Origin of the sequence: Pseudomonas sp. IT-P260, from assembly GCF_949768395.1 — a bacterium.
GTDB classification, from domain to species: domain Bacteria; phylum Pseudomonadota; class Gammaproteobacteria; order Pseudomonadales; family Pseudomonadaceae; genus Aquipseudomonas; species Aquipseudomonas parakoreensis.
Window position 1 is genome coordinate 236,843 of sequence record NZ_CATKPO010000022.1, and the last position, 17,095, is coordinate 253,937.

At 61.2% G+C, this 17,095-nt stretch carries 15 protein-coding genes; 2 read left to right on the forward strand and 13 right to left on the reverse strand.

The window, feature by feature from the left end; translation table 11 throughout:
• Nucleotides 1-90: 90 nt before the first annotated feature.
• Nucleotides 91-1,953, forward strand: coding sequence for an O-antigen ligase family protein (locus ACM6HV_RS11860; protein ID WP_414904262.1), 1,863 nt, complete (start codon nt 91-93; stop codon nt 1,951-1,953).
• Entirely contained in the window at nt 1,953-3,170 is a 1,218-nt protein-coding gene (locus tag ACM6HV_RS11865; RefSeq protein ID WP_414904263.1) for an acyltransferase family protein, read from the forward strand. The genes ACM6HV_RS11860 and ACM6HV_RS11865 overlap by 1 nt, the downstream gene beginning before the upstream one ends.
• Nucleotides 3,171-3,188: 18 nt before the next feature.
• Here the strand turns inward: ACM6HV_RS11865 and ACM6HV_RS11870 are convergent, their stop codons facing one another.
• From ACM6HV_RS11870 to waaC, 13 genes are all read right to left on the reverse strand, one after another.
• A complete protein-coding gene (locus ACM6HV_RS11870; protein WP_041065906.1) occupies nt 3,189-4,073 on the reverse strand; it encodes a glycosyltransferase in 885 nt (294 codons plus the stop codon).
• A gap of 14 nt (nt 4,074-4,087) precedes the next feature.
• Nucleotides 4,088-5,242, reverse strand: a complete 1,155-nt coding sequence (locus ACM6HV_RS11875; RefSeq protein ID WP_414904264.1) for a glycosyltransferase family 4 protein — start codon at nt 5,240-5,242, stop codon at nt 4,088-4,090.
• Nucleotides 5,239-6,675 (reverse strand): PIG-L deacetylase family protein, encoded by a 1,437-nt coding sequence (locus ACM6HV_RS11880; protein WP_414904265.1) that lies wholly within the window; start codon nt 6,673-6,675, stop codon nt 5,239-5,241. The genes ACM6HV_RS11875 and ACM6HV_RS11880 overlap by 4 nt, the downstream gene beginning before the upstream one ends.
• 8 nt (nt 6,676-6,683) lie before the next feature.
• Nucleotides 6,684-7,580 carry an antimicrobial resistance protein Mig-14 gene (locus tag ACM6HV_RS11885; RefSeq protein ID WP_145596059.1) on the reverse strand — a complete coding sequence of 299 codons (897 nt, stop codon included), beginning with the start codon at nt 7,578-7,580 and terminating at the stop codon, nt 6,684-6,686.
• Complete coding sequence (locus ACM6HV_RS11890) at nt 7,580-8,710, reverse strand: glycosyltransferase (RefSeq protein ID WP_027611372.1); 1,131 nt, start codon at nt 8,708-8,710, stop codon at nt 7,580-7,582. The genes ACM6HV_RS11885 and ACM6HV_RS11890 overlap by 1 nt, the downstream gene beginning before the upstream one ends.
• On the reverse strand, nt 8,694-10,451 hold the full coding sequence (locus ACM6HV_RS11895) for a carbamoyltransferase (protein WP_007967355.1): 1,758 nt from the start codon (nt 10,449-10,451) through the stop codon (nt 8,694-8,696). The genes ACM6HV_RS11890 and ACM6HV_RS11895 overlap by 17 nt, the downstream gene beginning before the upstream one ends.
• A gap of 171 nt (nt 10,452-10,622) precedes the next feature.
• Entirely contained in the window at nt 10,623-10,958 is a 336-nt protein-coding gene (locus ACM6HV_RS11900; protein WP_414904266.1) for a YceK/YidQ family lipoprotein, read from the reverse strand.
• A 213-nt stretch (nt 10,959-11,171) separates the two neighbouring features.
• Entirely contained in the window at nt 11,172-12,623 is a 1,452-nt protein-coding gene (locus ACM6HV_RS11905) for a lipopolysaccharide kinase InaA family protein (protein ID WP_414904267.1), read from the reverse strand.
• Nucleotides 12,623-13,375, reverse strand: a complete 753-nt coding sequence (locus ACM6HV_RS11910; RefSeq protein WP_414904268.1) for a lipopolysaccharide kinase InaA family protein — start codon at nt 13,373-13,375, stop codon at nt 12,623-12,625. The genes ACM6HV_RS11905 and ACM6HV_RS11910 overlap by 1 nt, the downstream gene beginning before the upstream one ends.
• On the reverse strand, nt 13,372-14,106 hold the full coding sequence (locus tag ACM6HV_RS11915; RefSeq protein WP_414904269.1) for a lipopolysaccharide kinase InaA family protein: 735 nt from the start codon (nt 14,104-14,106) through the stop codon (nt 13,372-13,374). Before ACM6HV_RS11915 ends, ACM6HV_RS11910 begins: the two co-directional genes overlap by 4 nt.
• The gene (rfaP, locus tag ACM6HV_RS11920) at nt 14,106-14,912 is read right to left on the reverse strand and encodes a lipopolysaccharide core heptose(I) kinase RfaP (RefSeq protein ID WP_145596051.1); all 807 of its coding nucleotides are present in this window, start codon (nt 14,910-14,912) and stop codon (nt 14,106-14,108) included. The genes ACM6HV_RS11915 and rfaP overlap by 1 nt, the downstream gene beginning before the upstream one ends.
• Nucleotides 14,913-16,034, reverse strand: a complete 1,122-nt coding sequence (locus ACM6HV_RS11925; RefSeq protein WP_414904270.1) for a glycosyltransferase family 4 protein — start codon at nt 16,032-16,034, stop codon at nt 14,913-14,915. It abuts the gene before it with no gap.
• Nucleotides 16,034-17,095: a lipopolysaccharide heptosyltransferase I gene (waaC, locus tag ACM6HV_RS11930; protein ID WP_414904271.1), complete on the reverse strand. Its 1,062-nt coding sequence runs from the start codon at nt 17,093-17,095 to the stop codon at nt 16,034-16,036. The genes ACM6HV_RS11925 and waaC overlap by 1 nt, the downstream gene beginning before the upstream one ends.

Sequence of the window (17,095 nt, forward strand, 5' to 3'; positions counted from 1 at the left end):
CGGCGAAAGGCTGTTATTGTTATGCACCTTTTCTGCATCAAATAGCCATCACTCGAATGGTCGATCAACCTCAGGAATGAATCTCACAGCATGCAACTTCGCGGCTTCAGCGGTACGTCCAATCGAGTTTTCGATTTCATTAGCCTGTGGATACTCCCCACCGGTTATTTCCTGCTCCTGTGCGCGCTGTTCTTTTTGCCCGGTCGAAGCCTGCATCACAAGTTGTTCTACGGACTGTTCAGCATCCCGACACTGATCGCACTGTGCCTGCGCCCGCGTGAGCTCAAGGAGCTGCTGCGCGAGCCGGTTTTCGTCGCGGTCCTGCTGTTCGCTGCGTGGGCGTTGCTCAGCCTCGCCTGGGGGCCGGGCGGGGAGCCGCTCGGCGGAATGTTCAAGCCGCCACTGCATACCTTGCTGCTGTTTGCCGGCTGCTACCTGCTGGTGCGCTACCGCAGCGACATCCTGCAACCCTTGCTGTTCGGCGCAGCGCTGGTCGCCCTGATTGCTACCACCATTTTCCTGTTCATGTTCGCCCGGATCTATGAACCGGGGATGCGCCTGATTGGCGGCGGCGCCTTCGATAACCCGCTGCTCAGCTCACACCTGTTCGGGTTCTTCAGCGCCTACTGGCTGAGCGTGACCATGACCTGCAAGCGCCGCCAGATGATGTGGCTCAGCGTCCCGGCGATGGCCGTCATGTTCATGGCGGTGATCGGCACCGGCTCCAGAACACCACTGGTGGCTCTGACCATGGCTGCGTTGTGGCTGTGTTTCATTTGCTGGAACCGACGCTCGGTAGGGTTACTGATCGCGCTGGTCCTGAGTGCCGCGACCGTTCTGACCCTGTTTGCGCAGATGATCATTGAACGTGGCGATTCCTACCGCCTGGAAATCTGGCAGAAAGTGCTGCACATGATTGCTGATCACCCCTGGATCGGCCATGGCTACAACGCCAGCCTGGCTGTCGACCCCGGCAATGGTGTCAGCTTTCAAGAGCCGCACAGTTTTGTCCTGGGGGTCCTGTATTACGTCGGCATCATCGGCCTGCTGCCATGGCTGTTCTTCCTGCTATGGGGCCTGCTGAGCAGTTGGCGTCAGCGTGTACAGCCCATGCTGATCATTGCTTCGACCTTGCTGATATTCGGTATCGGCGCAGGCCTGACGGAAGGTGGCGGGATCATTTCGCGGCCCAAGGAGCACTGGTTCCTGCTGTGGATCCCGCTGGCACTGATCGCGGCGCTGAGCATCAATCAACGCGCGCGTCGGCTGTTGACCCTGCCCGTGCAAAAGCTGTCGGTGACAGGCCTTGAGCAATTGAGCCGCGAGGCCCGGATCATCGAAGAAGACGGCCTGGGCCCGAAAGTCCTGTGCTTGAGCGATGGCAGCTTCCTCAAACTGTTCCGTCGCCGCCGCTGGTACACCTCCGGCAGTTTCAACCCCTACTCCGAGCGGTTCGCAGTCAACAGCGAACAACTGCGTCAGATGGGGATTCCCACCCCGCAAGTATTGAACGTTTACCGTCTCGATGATGGCAGCAGTGCCGTGCATTACGCACCGTTGCCTGGCCACACCCTGCGTCAGGTGCTGCAGAGCATTACCGCCCCGGCGGTGCGTCAGGCGTTGATCGAACGCTTCGGCAAATTCATGGCGCAATTGCATGAGAAAGGCGTGTACTTCCGCTCGCTGCACCTGGGCAACGTACTGGTACTGGAAGATGGCGAGTTCGGCTTGATTGATCTGGCCGACCTGCGCATCTACCCGACCCCGCTCAGCCTTTCGATGCGCCAACGCAATTTGCGTCATATGCAACGTTACACTGTCGACAAACGCTGGCTGTTCGAGGATCACCTCGATGCCCTGCTCCAGGGATACGCTGTGACGGCGTCCAAATCCGCAGTTGAAAACCTGCACAGGCAAGTGCTGGCCGGCAACGCCCCGGCCCGAGTTCAGTGATGATCGAAACCAATCCTCTTATTGCGCTGGCAGCCTACCTGCTGGCCATCGCCACCTCCGCCCTGCTGTTGCGCGCGGTGCCGAAAATTGCCCGGCACCTGCAGCATTCCGGCGAAAGCCGCTATGCGAGCATCGACGGTCTGCGCGGCTATCTGGCATTTGGTGTGTTCGTGCACCATTCGATCATTACCTGGATCTTCTTGCGCACCGGCGTGATCGACTTCCCCCCGAGCAACTTCTATTCGATGCTGGGCCAGGGCAGCGTCGCGCTGTTCTTCATGATCACCGGGTTCCTGTTCTGGAGCCGATTGCTCGCGCAAGGCCGCAAACATGACTGGCTGGCGTTCGGCGTCTCACGGGTATTTCGTCTGTACCCGCTGTACCTGCCATTGATGCTGCTGGTGTTCGTCTCGATCTTCCACTTGCAGAGCTGGCAATTGAAAGAGCCGGGGCTGGAAGTGCTCAAGCAGGTGCTCGCCTGGCTGACGTTCGACCGCCCGGACATCAACCAGTACCGACACTCCGGCATGCTGATATCCAACGTCACCTGGACGCTGGCCTATGAAGTGTTTTTCTACCTGGCACTGCCACTCGCCGGACTGGTGTTCATCTACCGCGGCAGTTGGTTGCAAGTGGTGCTGTGCCTGATCGGCATCTACGCGCTGTACCAGATCATCGGTTGGGAGCATTCGCTGAAGAAGCACTTTCTGGCGAGTTTCCTCGGCGGTATCGCCGCCGCGTACTGGATTCGTCGCCCGGCGCTCGTGGCATGGAGCCAGTCACGCCTGGCGAGCATCATCGCCGTGCTCGCGCTGGTGATTGCATTCACCGCGTTCAGTCGGGCGTTCAAGACTGCGCCGCTGTTTTTGCTGACGCTGTTTTTCGTGATCGTGGCGTCCGGCAACAGCCTGTTCGGCGCGCTGAAACCACGCAGCATTCGCTGGCTCGGCGAAATCAGCTACAGCACTTACCTGCTGCACGGTTTCGTCCTGTGGCTGATGGTGCAACGGCTGCCGCTGCTGCTGGATATCGATGCGCGGGAAGCTTCGGTGTACCTGCCTCTGGTGGCGGTCTGCACATTCCTGCTGATTCTGATCAGCAGCGTGACCTTCCTCTATATCGAGCAACCGGGCATGGCTGCCGGCAAGAAGGTTGTGCATTGGTTGCGCCAGCGCCAGAAGGGCGGAAAGCGCCTGCCGGAGAAAGTCGCTCGCTGAGTGCGAGCGACCATGACCTCAGTCCTTTTCCAGCGGAGAAAAGAGCAAACGCCCCAAGCCGCGCCAGGTCTTCTTGTTCCAGGCCTTGAACGGGATCTGCGCCAGCAGTTCGCGGGCCAGCTTGCGATTGCGGTTGGCGGTCTTGAGGAACATTGAGTTCAGCGCCTTGAAGCGTACTTCGTCATACAGCGGATGATCGCTGAACAGCGCATAGGTGCGCAGAATGTTCTCGATCATGAAGCGATGGTTCTTGTACGAGTTGGTGGCGTGCTTGCGGTAACGCGCCATCACCACGTTCAGACCATCGATGAAGTAACCGGCGCGGGTCACCTTCAGTTCGATGTACAGGTCTTCAAGACGAATCGTCGGATCGAACCCACCCACCTTGTCCAGCGCCTCACGGCGGATCATCAGTGTTGGCGCCGGTGGATACGGCTTGCGCTCAAGGAACATATCGTCGAAATCCAGACGGCGGAACGGCACGTCACGGCGTTGACGCTTCTCCGGGTAAAGGCTGCCATCGGCGTGCATCAATTCGATGTTGCCGGCGCAGATCCCGACTTCGGGCTTGCCGGCCATGTACGCCACCTGGGTGGCGATTCTCTCCGGGTACATGATGTCGTCGGAGCCGAATGGCACGATCAGGCTGCCCTTCGAACGGGCGATAGCGCCATTGAGGGTATTGGTCAGGCCCTGATTCTGCTGCACACGAAAATCGAAACCGTACTGCGCCTGCAACGCGCTGATGCGCTCGACACTGTCGTCCTTCGAACCGTCATCGACCACCAGCAGCTCGATGTTCTTGTAGGTCTGATTGAGGACGCTGAGGATGCTTTCCTCGATGTACGGGCCGTGGTTGTACGAGGCGATGATCACCGTAACGAGGGCGTTGGCTTCACTCATGGCTTGTACTTCGCTCACAACTGCTCCTTGCGGGCCTGTTCCAGGCCAGAATCGATCAGGTCCAGGTATTGCTGACGGAACACCTCGATGTCGTGTTGTTCCTGCAGGTAGCGATAAGCCTGCTCGCCCTTGGCCTTGAGTTCTTCATCCGATAACGCGAGATAGTTGTCCAGCGCGGCGACCAGACTCGGTACATCCTTGGGTGTAATCGCCAAGCCACCGGCGCCTTCGATCAGCGGCAACATGGCCGGCACATTCGAGGCGATCACCGGCAGGTGTCCGCTCATGCCTTCGAGCAACGCCAGACCGAGGCCTTCGGCCAGCGACGGCATGGTCCAGATGTCGAACGCACGCACGTATTGCAGGGCGTTTTCCTTGAAGCCCAGCAAGTGCGCACGCCCGCTCAGGCCCAGTTGTTCGATCTCGGCCGCCAGCGGCGCTTGCAGGCGCCCGGCTCCAATGATCGCCAATTGAGTGTTCGGGTATTTGTCTTTCAGCGCGGCAAAGGCTTGCAGCAGATAGGTGTGGCCCTTGACCGATACCAACCGCCCCAGCGCGCCAATCAAACGCACATTCGGGTCGAGGCCCAACAACTCGCGGGCTTTGTCGCGACTGTGCTGCAAGCCCTCGGCCTGCTCGATGTCGATGGCATTGGTAATGGCGTAGGTGTTCTGGTCGGTGAAGCCGCAGTCGCAATCGAGCAGGTACTGTTTGACCGCCGGTGACACGCCGACAAAGCGCCAGTGCCGATCGATCAGACGCTGGGTCTGACGACGTCGGTAAAAACGGTCGTATTCGCCGAAACCGTGGGAGATGCCAATGCACAGCGGCACCTTCAACCAGCGGTTGAGCGCCAACATCATGTTCACCGGCTTGAAGCGGTTGCAGATCACCACATCGAACTTTTCCCGACGGCAGAACTTGTACAGCTGCCACATTGCCCGCAGGCGCATGCCTTTGAGCGACTTGTCGGAAAACTCGAAGTACACCGAACGGTCAGCTCGGCTCACCGGCTCGCCCGGCCCCGGTTTGCCGCGCAGGAACGCCGCCGTGACTTCATAGCGATCAGCCGGTAACGCCTTGACGATCTGCTCGGCCAGGTCGGCGAAATCATGGGCTTTGACGTTGTAGTCGGGTTGCAGCTGCAACACCTTGGACCGTTGACTCATGACTCTCCCCGCTGATCGCCTGGTTCACCGTGCTTCAATAACCAGAACAATTCCTGGCGTCTGACCGCTTTTCGAAAAAACTCGTTTTCCCCGTATACCGAGGATGTCCGCCCGGCGAGCAGGCGCTGAATCACGCGGCGCAGGCGACGCTTGAACGGTGCCGGCGGCTGCAGGTCATGCATCATGCCCAGCGCCATGGCCTTGTCCCGCTGTTGTTCAAGGGACAGCGACAGGCACAGCGGCTGCATCGGCACCGCCGCATCGAAGGCCGGCGGCAAGGCAATGCCCTGCCCGGTGTTGCCCATCGGCCAGCGGTCGTTGTCGTGCAAATGGTTGGCATAACCGAGCAACGTCGGCTGCCAGTCGAGACTTTGGAGCGCCTGCAAAACCGCTTGCTGGGCGCAGACATGATCGGGATGCGGATCAAGAGTCGGGTGCGGCAACACAATCACGTCCGGACGGGCGCGCAGCAGCACTTCACGCAGGTCGGCCAGCAGGTTGTTCCAGGTCGGCGCACCATCGGCGTCGCCCGGCAGAGTGAACGGATTCAACTGACGAAACAGGCGCGTGTCATTCAAGTCCGCTTCGCGCGAGCCTACCGCCTGATTCGGCGCAGCTTGCATCGCGGCCAGTTGCAGGCAGAAGTAACCGAGTTGCACGCAGTGTTCCTGCGCAACCCCGGCCCAACGTGGCACGGCGAGGCTGTCCCAGGCCCGCAGGCGACCCTTGAGTCGCGCCGCTTCGACCTTGTTCAGGCCCATCTGCTGATAGTGCTCGGCTTCGATCTCGCCTGCGGTCAGGGTAACGATCCAGGCTTCGTCGGCCTGACTGTACAAGCCATAGGCCGCCAGCTCGGCGTCGTCGGCGTGCGGGGCGATGACCATCACCCGCTGACGACGGTAATCAGGCTGTTCCAGCGCCCACAACACCGGTTCGCCAGAGACCCGGCAAAAGCGCCCGCGCAGGCGCAACTGGCCTTGCGACAGAGCTTGCGCCTGACCGCTGAGATTCAGATAGCGCAGGCCATTGACCCCGCGTTCGAAGGTTTGCGCATCCGGATTCGTCCCGCCGAGCAGCTCGACGCGCGGATCGAAAAAGCGTCCCAACCAGATGCTTTTGACCTTTACCGCGAGGATCAACGTCGCCTCGTCGACCAGCATCACACCTTCATCCAGACGCAATTGTTCGCCGTTCAGATGCACCTTCGGCTGCGGTGTAAACGGCGGGAAGCTGTACTGGTAATCGTCTTTCGGCGAATAGAACAGGTGATCGGCAAACCACGCTTCATGGGCGATCCAGCCAACCACCGCGAGCACCAGCGGCAACCACCACGCGACCAACACACCGAGCGCGATCAACATGACCAGGGCGATCAGCAAGGTAATGCGCTTGTTGCGGCGATGACGCTTGAGCAGTTGCTGTTTGCGGCTCATGGGCTGACTCATACGGTGAACACCGGCACGGGATTGCACCAGCGATCCTTGTATTCACGGTCGGCGCGACCGAAGGAAAACCGCAGCGGCTTGTTCAGTGCTCGCGCCTGTTCCCAGGCGCTTTGCGTATTGAGGAAGCTCAACACGCTGCCGGGGCTGAATTCGCGGGTTTCGGGGTCGACGCCGCCGTTGATGTACTCGACGCTGATCCACTCCGGCGCTTCGACGCGGTACACCAGTTGAATGGCGATCGGCGCATCATTGAGGAAAATCACCGAGCCGATCAACAGTTCGCGCAGCAGCTCGATGACTTCCCCCATACGCGCCGCGCCGGTGGCCGGAAAGCCCCAGCGGCGCTGGAACAGATCACAGTAGATCGCCGCCAGTTCGGCACTGGAAAACTCACTGACCGGACGCACCAGTCCACCCGCCTCTTCCAGCAGGCGCAGTTCGCGGCGCTGGTTGTAGCGAAATTTCTTCGACAATTCTTCGGGGGTGCGGGCCATGGCCAGTTGTTCGGTCTGCAACTTGAGGCCACTGAAGCGGTTTTCGTTGAGCGCCGACAGATAGCGTGCGCGATGGCGCAGCGGCGCCTGGGCATCGGCGGCGGCCGGCAGGATCAACTCGGCATTGCCGAGGTCGAACAGGCCTTTCTTGCCGTTGCGCTTGAGCACGTCTTTGGACAGCGCCAAATCACGGCCCCAGGTCGGGATTGCCGCTTTGACTTCGCCGTCCTGCTCCCAGGCCAGATAACGCACCGGGATACCGGCCAGATCCGCCAGGCGTTCGACCACCAGCGGATGGGTCGCGACACTGCCGCCAAAACGCTGCCAGGCGGTGGCATAGGTGGAGGCGTCAACGGGCGACCAGCCACGTTCGCGCCAGCCTTGAAATCGGTTGAGCATCAGCCCCTCGGTGCCAGATCGGTAACTTGCGGCAGACGCCAGAAGGTGTCGCGCACCGCACGGTCGGAGAAACGCTCACGCAGGCGATCGAGCATCAGCTCGGCGCACTGCCGGCGCTGCTGATCATCCATACCGGCCAAATGTTGCAGGCCTTGTGCAAGATGTTCGGCATCGCCCAGCGGGAACAGAATCCCTACACCTTCGACCACTTCCTTGGCCCCGCCACAGGCCGTGGCGAGCAAAGGCACGCCGGCCGCCATGGCCTCCAGCAGCACCATGCCGAACGGTTCGTGATCGGAGCTCAGGGCAAACACATCGAAGGCGCGGAAGTAATTGCGCGCGTCCGGCACCTGGCCGAGAAACAGCACCCGGTCACCGATGCCCAGTTCGCGCGCCAGCTCCTTGAGGTCCTGTTCCAGACGGCCCTTGCCGAGAATCACCAGCTGACTATTGCCCGGCAGTCCGGGTAACGCCGCGGCGAAACCGTGCAGCAAGGTGGCCTGATCCTTGTCCGGGTGCAGCCGTCCGACGTTGCCGACAATGAACGCATCCGCCGCCAGACCGAGGGTCTCGCGAGCTTCGCGGGCCGACACCTGACTGGCCTGCAAGGCCGGCACATCGATGCGGTTGTACAAGGTCTGGATGCGGGTCGACGGCCATTTCGGCAGGCAGCGCCGCATGTCGTCGCGTACTGCGTCGGAGACGCCGAGCAGACTCAAACGCTTGCGGAAAATGTGCGCGAACAGCTTGCGCGTGCCGCGTTTGTAATCGTCAAACGCGTGGTGCACGCCAATCACCGGCAGCGACGTGCCGAGCAAGGCGATGTAGATCGGCTTGAAGCGATGGGCGATGCAGAAACTGAAATTGCGTGAAGCGGCGATCTTGCGCAGATCGCCGATAGCGCCCAGCTTCAGGCCACGAATGGCCTTGGAGCTGTATTCCATGAACAACACTTCATCGGAAGCACACGCTGCGGCCACCTCGCTGTCGGCGGCCCCGGTCAGAAAGACCGTGGTCACCCGATAACCGGTGCCCGCGAACAGGCTGGCGTACTGCCGTGCGCAGTCGAGGAACGGCCCGTCATAGCCGTGACAGAACTGCAGCACATGGCGTTCAGCCGAGCGAGTCATAAGCGTTTGCGCCCTCTTTGACCACCAGAATGTCTTCCATGATCAGGTACTGCAGATCGGAGCCGAAGAACATGTTCAGGGCGTCGGTCGGCGAGCAGATCATCGGCTCACCACGACGGTTCAGCGAGGTGTTCAGCGACACGCCGTTGCCGGTGAGGTTTTCCAGCGCCTTCATCATGTCGTAGTAGCGCGGGTTGTATTCGCGCTTGAGGACCTGGGCACGGGAAGTGCCGTCTTCGTGAACGACTTCCGGCACGCGGGTCTTCCACTCTTCCGCCACTTCGAAAGTGAAGGTCATGAACGGTGCCGGGTGATCGATCTTGATCATCTGCGGTGCAACGGTGTCGAGCATCGACGGGCAGAAAGGCCTCCAGCGCTCGCGGAACTTGATCTGGTGGTTGATCCGGTCAGCCACACCGGCCACGCTCGGGCAACCGATGATCGAACGACCACCGAGCGCACGCGGACCGAATTCCATGCGGCCCTGGAACCAGGCCACCGGGTTGCCATCGACCATGATCTTGGCGATCTGCTCCGGCATGTTGTCGAGCTTGCGCCAGGTCGGCTTGTTCTCGTGACGGGCGCACGCGGCGATCACGTCTTCGTTGCTGTACGACGGGCCGAGGTAGACGTGTTCCATCTTCTCGACCGGCACGCCACGGGCGTGGGACACATAGGCCGCTGCGCCGACCGCGGTGCCGGCATCGCCGGACGCAGGCTGGACGAACAGTTCCTTGATGTCATCGCGGGCGATGATTTTCTGGTTCAGCTTAACGTTCAACGCGCAGCCACCGGCGAAGGCCAGCTTGCCGGTTTCCTTGAGCACGTCGCCCAGGTAGTAGTCGATCATCTGCAGCGCCAGTTTCTCGAACAGCGCTTGCATGCTGGCGGCGTAGTGGATGTACGGCTCGTCGGCGATGTCGCCTTCACGCTTCGGACCCAGCCACTCGATCAGCTTCGGCGAGAAGTAGAAGCCTTTGCCCTTCTCTTTGTAACGACGCAAGCCGATCACGTTGGCGTAGTCGGTGTTGATCACCAGCTCGCCGTTCTCGAACGAGGCCAGACGCGAGAAATCATATTTGCTGGCATCGCCGTACGGCGCCATGCCCATGACCTTGAACTCACCGTCGAGCATCTCGAAACCGAGGAACTCGGTGATCGCGCCGTACAGGCCGCCGAGGGAGTCCGGATCGAAGAATTCCTTGATCTTGTGGATCTTGCCGTTTTCGCCATAACCGAAGAAGGTCGTGGCGTACTCGCCCTTGCCGTCGATGCCGAGGATCGCGGTTTTCTCTTTGAAACCCGAGCAGTGGTAGGCGCTGGAGGCGTGAGCGAGGTGGTGCTCGACCGGCTCGATCTTGATCTTCTTCGGATCAAAACCCAGTTGTTCCAGGCACCAGACGATCTTGTTGCGATAGCGCTTGTAGCGACGGTTGCCCATCAGAATCGCATCAAGGGCGCGATCCGGCGCGTACCAGTAGCGCTTGGCGTAGTGCCAGCGGGCCTTGCCGAACAGGCTGATCGGGGCGAACGGAATCGCCACCACGTCAACGTCGGACGGCTTGATACCGGCCTGTTCCAGGCAGAACTTCGCCGATTCGTAGGGCATGCGGTTCTTTGCATGCTTATCGCGGACGAAGCGCTCTTCTTCAGCCGCCGCCACCAGCTTGCCGTCGATGTACAAGGCGGCTGAAGGGTCATGGCTAAGGGCGCCGGACAGGCCAAGAATCGTCAATGCCACAGGGTCTAGCCTCTTTAGTCTGCATTCAGGCGCGATGCGCCTTGAAAATTGATGTGCCCTCGCACCGGGCGAGAGACAGCTAAAGGGCGGGATTATAGCGTAAACCTAGCGGGAATGACCCTGTGCGAATTGCCCCAGGTGAATCGACCCGGTGAAACCTAGCTTTCACACTCAATAACCGCCCGCGCGCCAATAGATGCCGATATTGCCATCCACGACCTGTTGATAAATCGTATACGGCAACACCACCGTATCCAGCACCCCGGACAACGGCAGATCCAGCAGCACAAATGGCAGCAGCACGCCGGTAGGGTCAGGAGGGGCATTGAGTACGCAGAAATCGAACGCCAGACCGCTGTAGATCCGTGGAATCGATTGGCAGTAGGTTTTCTGTTTGCGCATGTCGCGGGCGACGTCGGCGTCCATTTGCATTACCGAGGCGGCGGTGCCGCAGCCGGATAAAAGCCATGCGCAGGTGCTGAGTGTTAAAGCATTTTTGATGGTCAAGTCTTGCCCTCCGAAGTGGTCAGGGCAAGCTAGCATCGGGGCTGGAGCGGGCACAGTTCATGGCTTCTGGAGAAGCTGTAGGACAAGTCAGTGCAGTTTGTCCGCTATTGCTCAACGGGAGTTTTTTGGGGCTTTAAAACCCTGTTGCGAGCAGGCTCGCTCCTACAGGGAAATGCTTTCCCATGTGGGTGCCAGCCTGCTGGCGAAGGCGGGTCAGGCCGCGCTGGAGATGTCCTTGGGCAACCGCTGATCGATCACCTGATACAACGCGCTGCTCTCGGGCCAGTTGCGCATGAACCGTGCCCGATCCCGCGCATAGGCCGCTGCGAAACTTCCGACAGAGCTGTGCTGACACATCGAATCCAGATCGATCAGTGCCCAGCGATCTTCCTGCCAGAACAGGTTATGGCCCTTGAAGTCACCATGGCTGATGCGCTCGGCAATCAACCGTGCGAACAGTTGATCCAGCGCCTGCAACTCGGATTCCGGCGCCGCACCGCTTTCCACATACGGCGCAAAGCGCTCGATGATGTCCGGCCCCGGCAGGAACTCGGTCACCAGATAGGCACGACTGCGCAGCCACAGGAAGCGTTTTTCCAGCACCGCCAGCGGTTTCGGCGTGGCGATGCCGAGGAACGCCAGGCGATTGCCTTCACGCCACGAGTGCCACGCACGGCTCGGGCGCCAGAAGCGCTTGAGCCAGTGCGCAAAGCCTTTGATGTTGTAGCGCTTGATCACCAGCGTACGCCCGGCCACTTCGACCTTGCCGACGCTCGCCGCGCCGCCGGTCTTGTACAGATGGCCCTGATCGAGCAGCGCATCGGCCTGATCCAGCACCGGGAGCATCGCCGCTTCTTCCTCGCGACGGATCGCCCGCAAGGCGAACGCACCGCGCTGCACACTGAACAACGTGCACTCGCGGCCCACCTTGATCAGGTAATCCTTCAGGCGCCAGGCGCGCACCTTGGCGATCTGCTTCTGCAAGGCTTCCAGCGGCAACGCGTGCTCGCTGTTGCTCAGTAGGTAATACACCAGCAATTCTTCGGTGAACGGCTCAAGAGACTTGGGCAACTGGGCGAAAAACACCCCGAGGTTTTCCAGCACTTTCTGCCGTGACAACGGCTGGCCAGCGGTCTCGGCACAAATCCCGGCACCGTCGATCAGGTACAGCTGACCGCCCTGGCGCAGCAGGTTGTCGAGGTGCAGATCTTCCTGCCACAGGCCTTTGCCATGCAGTTGACCGATAGCGCCCAGCGCCTCGGCGAGTACCGCCGATTGTTCGTCCGCCAGCACTGGCAGCGATTCGACTTTCTGCCAGGCCTCACCGAGGCTTTCGGCACCTTCGAGAAATTCGAACAACAGCCAGCCACCCTCGCCGTCCTGCAAGCCGTCAGCCAGCAACAGTGGCGTGGTCAGACCTTGTTCGGCGAGCAACTTGACGCCCGCCAGTTCGCGCTGAAAATGCCGCGCAGCCTTGCTGCCCACCAGTAATTTGGCCAGCACCGGCCGCCCGCGCCAGACCCCGGCACCGACATAGCGCTGCCCCGGCAGCACCCGCAGCAAGCTCAACAACTGCAAATCCGCAGGACCGGCCGCGTCGGCCAGGCTGATCGTCAGCGGCAGACTCGGCGCACGTCCGGCGTTTTTCAGTTCGGACAAGCGCATCAACGGGTCTCCTTGCGACTGCGCCGCGCAGTCAGGCGCGTCACCCAGCTGTCGACCAGCGAACTGTTGACTGGCTGATCGAGATAGGCCGCGAGCAACTCGCGCAATTGCGCTTCGCTCCATTCCGGCGCACGACGCAGCAGCGGCTCCAGATCCTTGACCCGGTCGCGCATGCCGAACAGCAGGGGTCGGGTCTTTTCCAGGTCGATCAACTGCGCCTTATACGCGTCGCCATCAGCCTGCAAAAAGATGTGTTTCGGATAAAAGCAGCCGTGCACCTGACGCACGCCGTGCAGCTGGCGCGCCAGTTGTCCACAGGCCTTGAGAATGGCCGATTGCTGCGCGGCGGTCAGGTCGGACCAGCGTTGCAACAGCGAATCAAGGTCGTCCCAGCCGTCGAGGGCACGGGTCAGCAGGATCGCCTGGACTTCGCCCTTGACCTTGCGCTCACCGAAGAACGCCGCTTGCAGCGCCGGGATCCCCAACTTGTGGTAGCGGCTGATATTGCGAAACTCGCGGGCGAAACTCGGCTCGCCGAACGGCGCATGCAGGGTGCGGGTCAGGTAGTTGCTCTGGCGCTTGAGGTAGTAGGCCTGCCCTTCCAGCTCCAGGCGAAACACGCTGCTCCAGCCACCGCCATCGGTGTTCGGTTCGTCCACGGCTTCGAGCTGTTTGGCCCAGAGCGCGTCGAAAGTGCCGAGGCCATGACGCTCAAGCAGCGCCCGGTCTTCAGCAGCCAGGAAATCAGTCATTCGCGTCCCTCGAAAAATCTCACCACGTGGCGAATCCGTTTCTTGTCGGCGGCATTCAGCCGATCACGTCCGCGGTATTGCAGATAAAAGCGCAGGCGCTGGGTGTTCGACAGGTGATACTTGGCCACCTTGTCGAGACAGGCCAGATCCTTGGTGATCCGGTATTTGAGCCAGAAGCCGCGCCAGAAATCGCCATTCGGGCAGTCGATCAGAAACAGCTGCGCCTCATCGTCGATCAGCAGGTTGCGCCATTTCAGATCGTTATGGGTAAAGCGGTGGTCGTGCATGGTTCGGGTGTAGCCGGCCAGTTGGCGGCTGATGCCATCGACCCACAGGCGATCCTTGAGTTTCGGATCGTTGCGTTCGGCCAGCGCCGACAGGTCTTCGGTGCGCGGCAGCTCACGGGTGATCATGGCGCCACGGGCATAGGCCGCGCCCCGCCGTTCCAGGCCCCAGGCCACCACTTCGGCCGTGGGAATGCCCCACTTGGCGAAGCGCTTGAGGTTCTGCCACTCCATCTTCACCCGCGGCTTGCCCAGGTAGCGGCGCAAACCTTTACCGGCGCCGACGTAGCGCTTGACGTAGTAATTGACGCCGTTGCGCTGCACGCGGATGACTTCGGACAGCGGATCACGGGTCAGGCGCTCGCCCTGCAGAGCAAACACCGCTTCGAGGCTGCCGAAATCTTCGCTCAGTTCGCTGTATTGCGGCTCAAGAGTCCAACCCGCCATCAGAGCGCATCCCCGTATCGCTGTTTGCGCGCATAAAGCTTGTTGGCCTTGCCTTCGAGCCAGCTCAGCAGCGGCGCTTCTTCGGCGAGGATCTGCCGCAGCGGCTGCTGGAAGTAGCCCTTGAGGAAACGCAGTTTGTCGCGACGGGTCAGGCCGATGTCCAGCGCCGAAAAATACAGCGCGGCCAGGTCCTTGTTGCGCCAGCGTTGCGTGATCTTTGCACGGGTTTGGGCGCGGTGCAGGTCGATCACCGAGAGCTTGAAATCGTCCGGCGCGACCGGCTTGTCGGTGTGCAGCAGGAAATGGCAGATGTAGCAGTCGCGGTGGTTGACCCCGGCGCGGTGCATCATACCGGTCATGCGTGCCACTTCAGCGATCAGCGCGCGCTTGAGTTTCGGCTGCGGCGGGTTCTTGACCCAATCGATACTGAAATCTTCGAGGCTGACGGTCGGCGCCAGCTCTTCAGTGACGATGAACGAATGTTGGTCCGCCGGGTTGCTGCCCTTCTCGCCGTAAGCCACGGCGGTCATGGTCGGCACGCCGACTGCCTGCAAACGCTGGATTGCCTGCCATTCCTGACCCGCGCCGAGCACCGGCAGCTTGGCGGTCAGCAGGTTCTTGAAGATCTCGCCCCAGCCGATGCCCCGGTGGATCTTGACGAAAAATCCGTTGCCGTCGACTTCCGTGCGCAGCGTGCGTCGAGCTTCCAGCTCGCGATAGACCTCGCCCTGCAAGCCTTCGACTTCGGCGAACGGGTCGCGCCCGGCCCACAGGCTCTTGAACGGTTCAGCCAGCATCAACTTCATTTAAGCGTGCTCCGCCAGAATCACATCGGCCGCGTGCTGCGGCATGCTGTAGAGGTCGGCCGTCTCGGCGAAAGCCAGACCATTGCGGCTCCAGGCCGCGCGTGCAGCGTCGTCATTCAACATGTCAGTCAGGTACTGCGTCAGTTGCGCCTGATCGAACGGCTCGTCCAGCACTCGCCCGGCGTCCGCCTCGGCAATGTAATGGGCGTAACCGCAGACCGCGCTGACCAGCACCGGCAAACCGGCCACCAGCGCTTCGAGCAGCACCGTACCGGTGTTTTCGTTGTACGCCGGATGGATCAACAGATCGGCGCCAAGCAGAAAACGCGGGATATCGCTGCGGCCCTTGAGGAACATCACGTTATCGCCCAGACCCAAAGTCGTACTCTGCATCTGGAACAATTTGGGGTCATCCTGGCCGATTACAAACAGCCGGGTGCGTTTCTTCAGCTCGGCGGGCAATGCGGCCAGTGCCTTGAGGCTGCGATCGACGCCCTTGGTCTTGAACCCGGAGCCGATCTGCACCAGCAGCAGTTCGTCGTCCTTGAGGCTGAATTCGGCGCGGAAACCGGCGCGAATCTGGTCGGCATCCGCCGGCCGGCGACGATCCTGGGCGATACCCGGCGGCAGCAGGTGGAAGCGCTCCAGCGGCGTGTCGTAGTGCTTGATGAACAGCGGCTGCTGCACTTCGGAAATCATCAGCACTTCGGTTTTCGCGTCTTTGGCGAACACCGCGCGCTCGTACTCGGCGAAGTGGCGGTAGCGGCCCCAGCGGCGGTACAGCGAATGGCGCAGGTTCTGCGCCTTGTCTTCGAAGCAGCCGTCGGCGGCGTAATAGACGTCCAGCCCCGGCATCTTGTTGAAGCCGATCAAGCGGTCCACCGGACGCTTGGCCAGATCCGCTTCCATCCACGCCGTGAGTTTCTCGTTGCGACGGTGGTTGAAGAACGCCTTGACCGGCGCCACCAGCACTTCGAAACCGGGCGGCACGTCGCCTTCCCAGATCAGCGTGTAGACGCGGATCTGATGGCCGCGCTTCTGGCATTCGAGCGCGATGCGCATGAAGTCGCGCTGCAAGCCACCGAACGGGAAATATTTGTACAGGACAAAAGCCAATTGCATCAGCGCAGCTCCTCAGCCATTAACAACGTGCTCAGTCGGCTGGCGACACGCTCGGGATTCAGACGCGTGAAGCACAGGGGCTGCTCGCGTTTCAGGTCAAACTGACGGGCATCCTGCGCGGTCGGTTGATACGTGCATTTCTTTTGCAGGCAAGGGGCGCAGGGGAAATCACTGGCCATGTGAATCTGCACCTTGCCGTAGGCGCCAGTCAGGCCCGGATTGGTCGGGCCGAACAGCGAAATCGTCGGCACATCCAGCGCGGCTGCAAGGTGGCCGAGACCGGTGTCCACCGCAACGCAAGCCTGGGCGCCAGCCAGCACTTTGCCGACCCCGGCCAGATTCAGCCTCGGTAGCACTTCGGCGTGCTTGAAACCGGCGGCAATCCGTTCGGCACGGGCCTTCTCCAGCGGGTTGCCCCACGGCAGTTTGACCCCGACGCCCAGATAGCCGACGCGCTCTGTCAGCTCGCGCCAGTAGGCTTCCGGCCAGTGCTTGGTGTCCCACGTGGTGCCATGCAGGAACACCACGAACGCACTCTTGCGTGGCAATTCCACCAGACGCTCGACGTTGAGGCCGTAGTCGCCCAGCCCTTTGGGCAGGTCATAGCCGAGGGCGATAGCGAACAACTGACGCACCCGTTCGACCGCATGCTGCCCACGGGCCACCGCCAGCTTGCGGTCGTAGAAACGTGCGGCGATCGGCTCGCGCGCCGAGCCTTTGTCGAGGCCGGCCACCGGGGCTTTGACGTAGCGCGTCAGCCAGGCACTTTTCAACAGACCCTGAGCGTCGATCACCAGATCGTATTGGCTGGCACGCACGCTTTGCTTGAAGCGCTTCCACTCGCCGCTCTTGATGGTCTGCCAGAGGTTCTTGCGCCAACGACGGATCGCCACCGGAATCACCTTGCCGACGGCCGGGTGCCAGGTCGGAATTTCGGCGAAGCCTTCTTCCACCACCCAGTCGAACTTGATCCCGGGGATGGCCCGGGCCGCGTCGGTCAGCGCCGGCAACGCGTGAATCACGTCGCCCAGCGATGAAGTCTTGATCAGCAATACCCGCAA

Bases quoted from the DNA above. Each gene is read 5' to 3' on its own strand.
- ACM6HV_RS11865 (WP_414904263.1), top strand. From the start codon at position 1,953: ATGATCGAAACCAATCCTCTTATTGCGCTGGCAGCCTACCTGCTGGCC.
- rfaP (WP_145596051.1), bottom strand. From the start codon at position 14,912: ATGAAGTTGATGCTGGCTGAACCGTTCAAGAGCCTGTGGGCCGGGCGC.
- ACM6HV_RS11915 (WP_414904269.1), bottom strand. From the start codon at position 14,106: ATGGCGGGTTGGACTCTTGAGCCGCAATACAGCGAACTGAGCGAAGAT.
- ACM6HV_RS11905 (WP_414904267.1), bottom strand. From the start codon at position 12,623: ATGCGCTTGTCCGAACTGAAAAACGCCGGACGTGCGCCGAGTCTGCCG.
- ACM6HV_RS11925 (WP_414904270.1), bottom strand. From the start codon at position 16,034: ATGCAATTGGCTTTTGTCCTGTACAAATATTTCCCGTTCGGTGGCTTG.
- ACM6HV_RS11885 (WP_145596059.1), bottom strand. From the start codon at position 7,580: ATGCTCAACCGATTTCAAGGCTGGCGCGAACGTGGCTGGTCGCCCGTT.
- ACM6HV_RS11870 (WP_041065906.1), bottom strand. From the start codon at position 4,073: ATGAGTGAAGCCAACGCCCTCGTTACGGTGATCATCGCCTCGTACAAC.
- ACM6HV_RS11860 (WP_414904262.1), top strand. From the start codon at position 91: ATGCAACTTCGCGGCTTCAGCGGTACGTCCAATCGAGTTTTCGATTTC.
- ACM6HV_RS11910 (WP_414904268.1), bottom strand. From the start codon at position 13,375: ATGACTGATTTCCTGGCTGCTGAAGACCGGGCGCTGCTTGAGCGTCAT.
- ACM6HV_RS11880 (WP_414904265.1), bottom strand. From the start codon at position 6,675: ATGAGCCGCAAACAGCAACTGCTCAAGCGTCATCGCCGCAACAAGCGC.
- ACM6HV_RS11890 (WP_027611372.1), bottom strand. From the start codon at position 8,710: ATGACTCGCTCGGCTGAACGCCATGTGCTGCAGTTCTGTCACGGCTAT.
- ACM6HV_RS11875 (WP_414904264.1), bottom strand. From the start codon at position 5,242: ATGAGTCAACGGTCCAAGGTGTTGCAGCTGCAACCCGACTACAACGTC.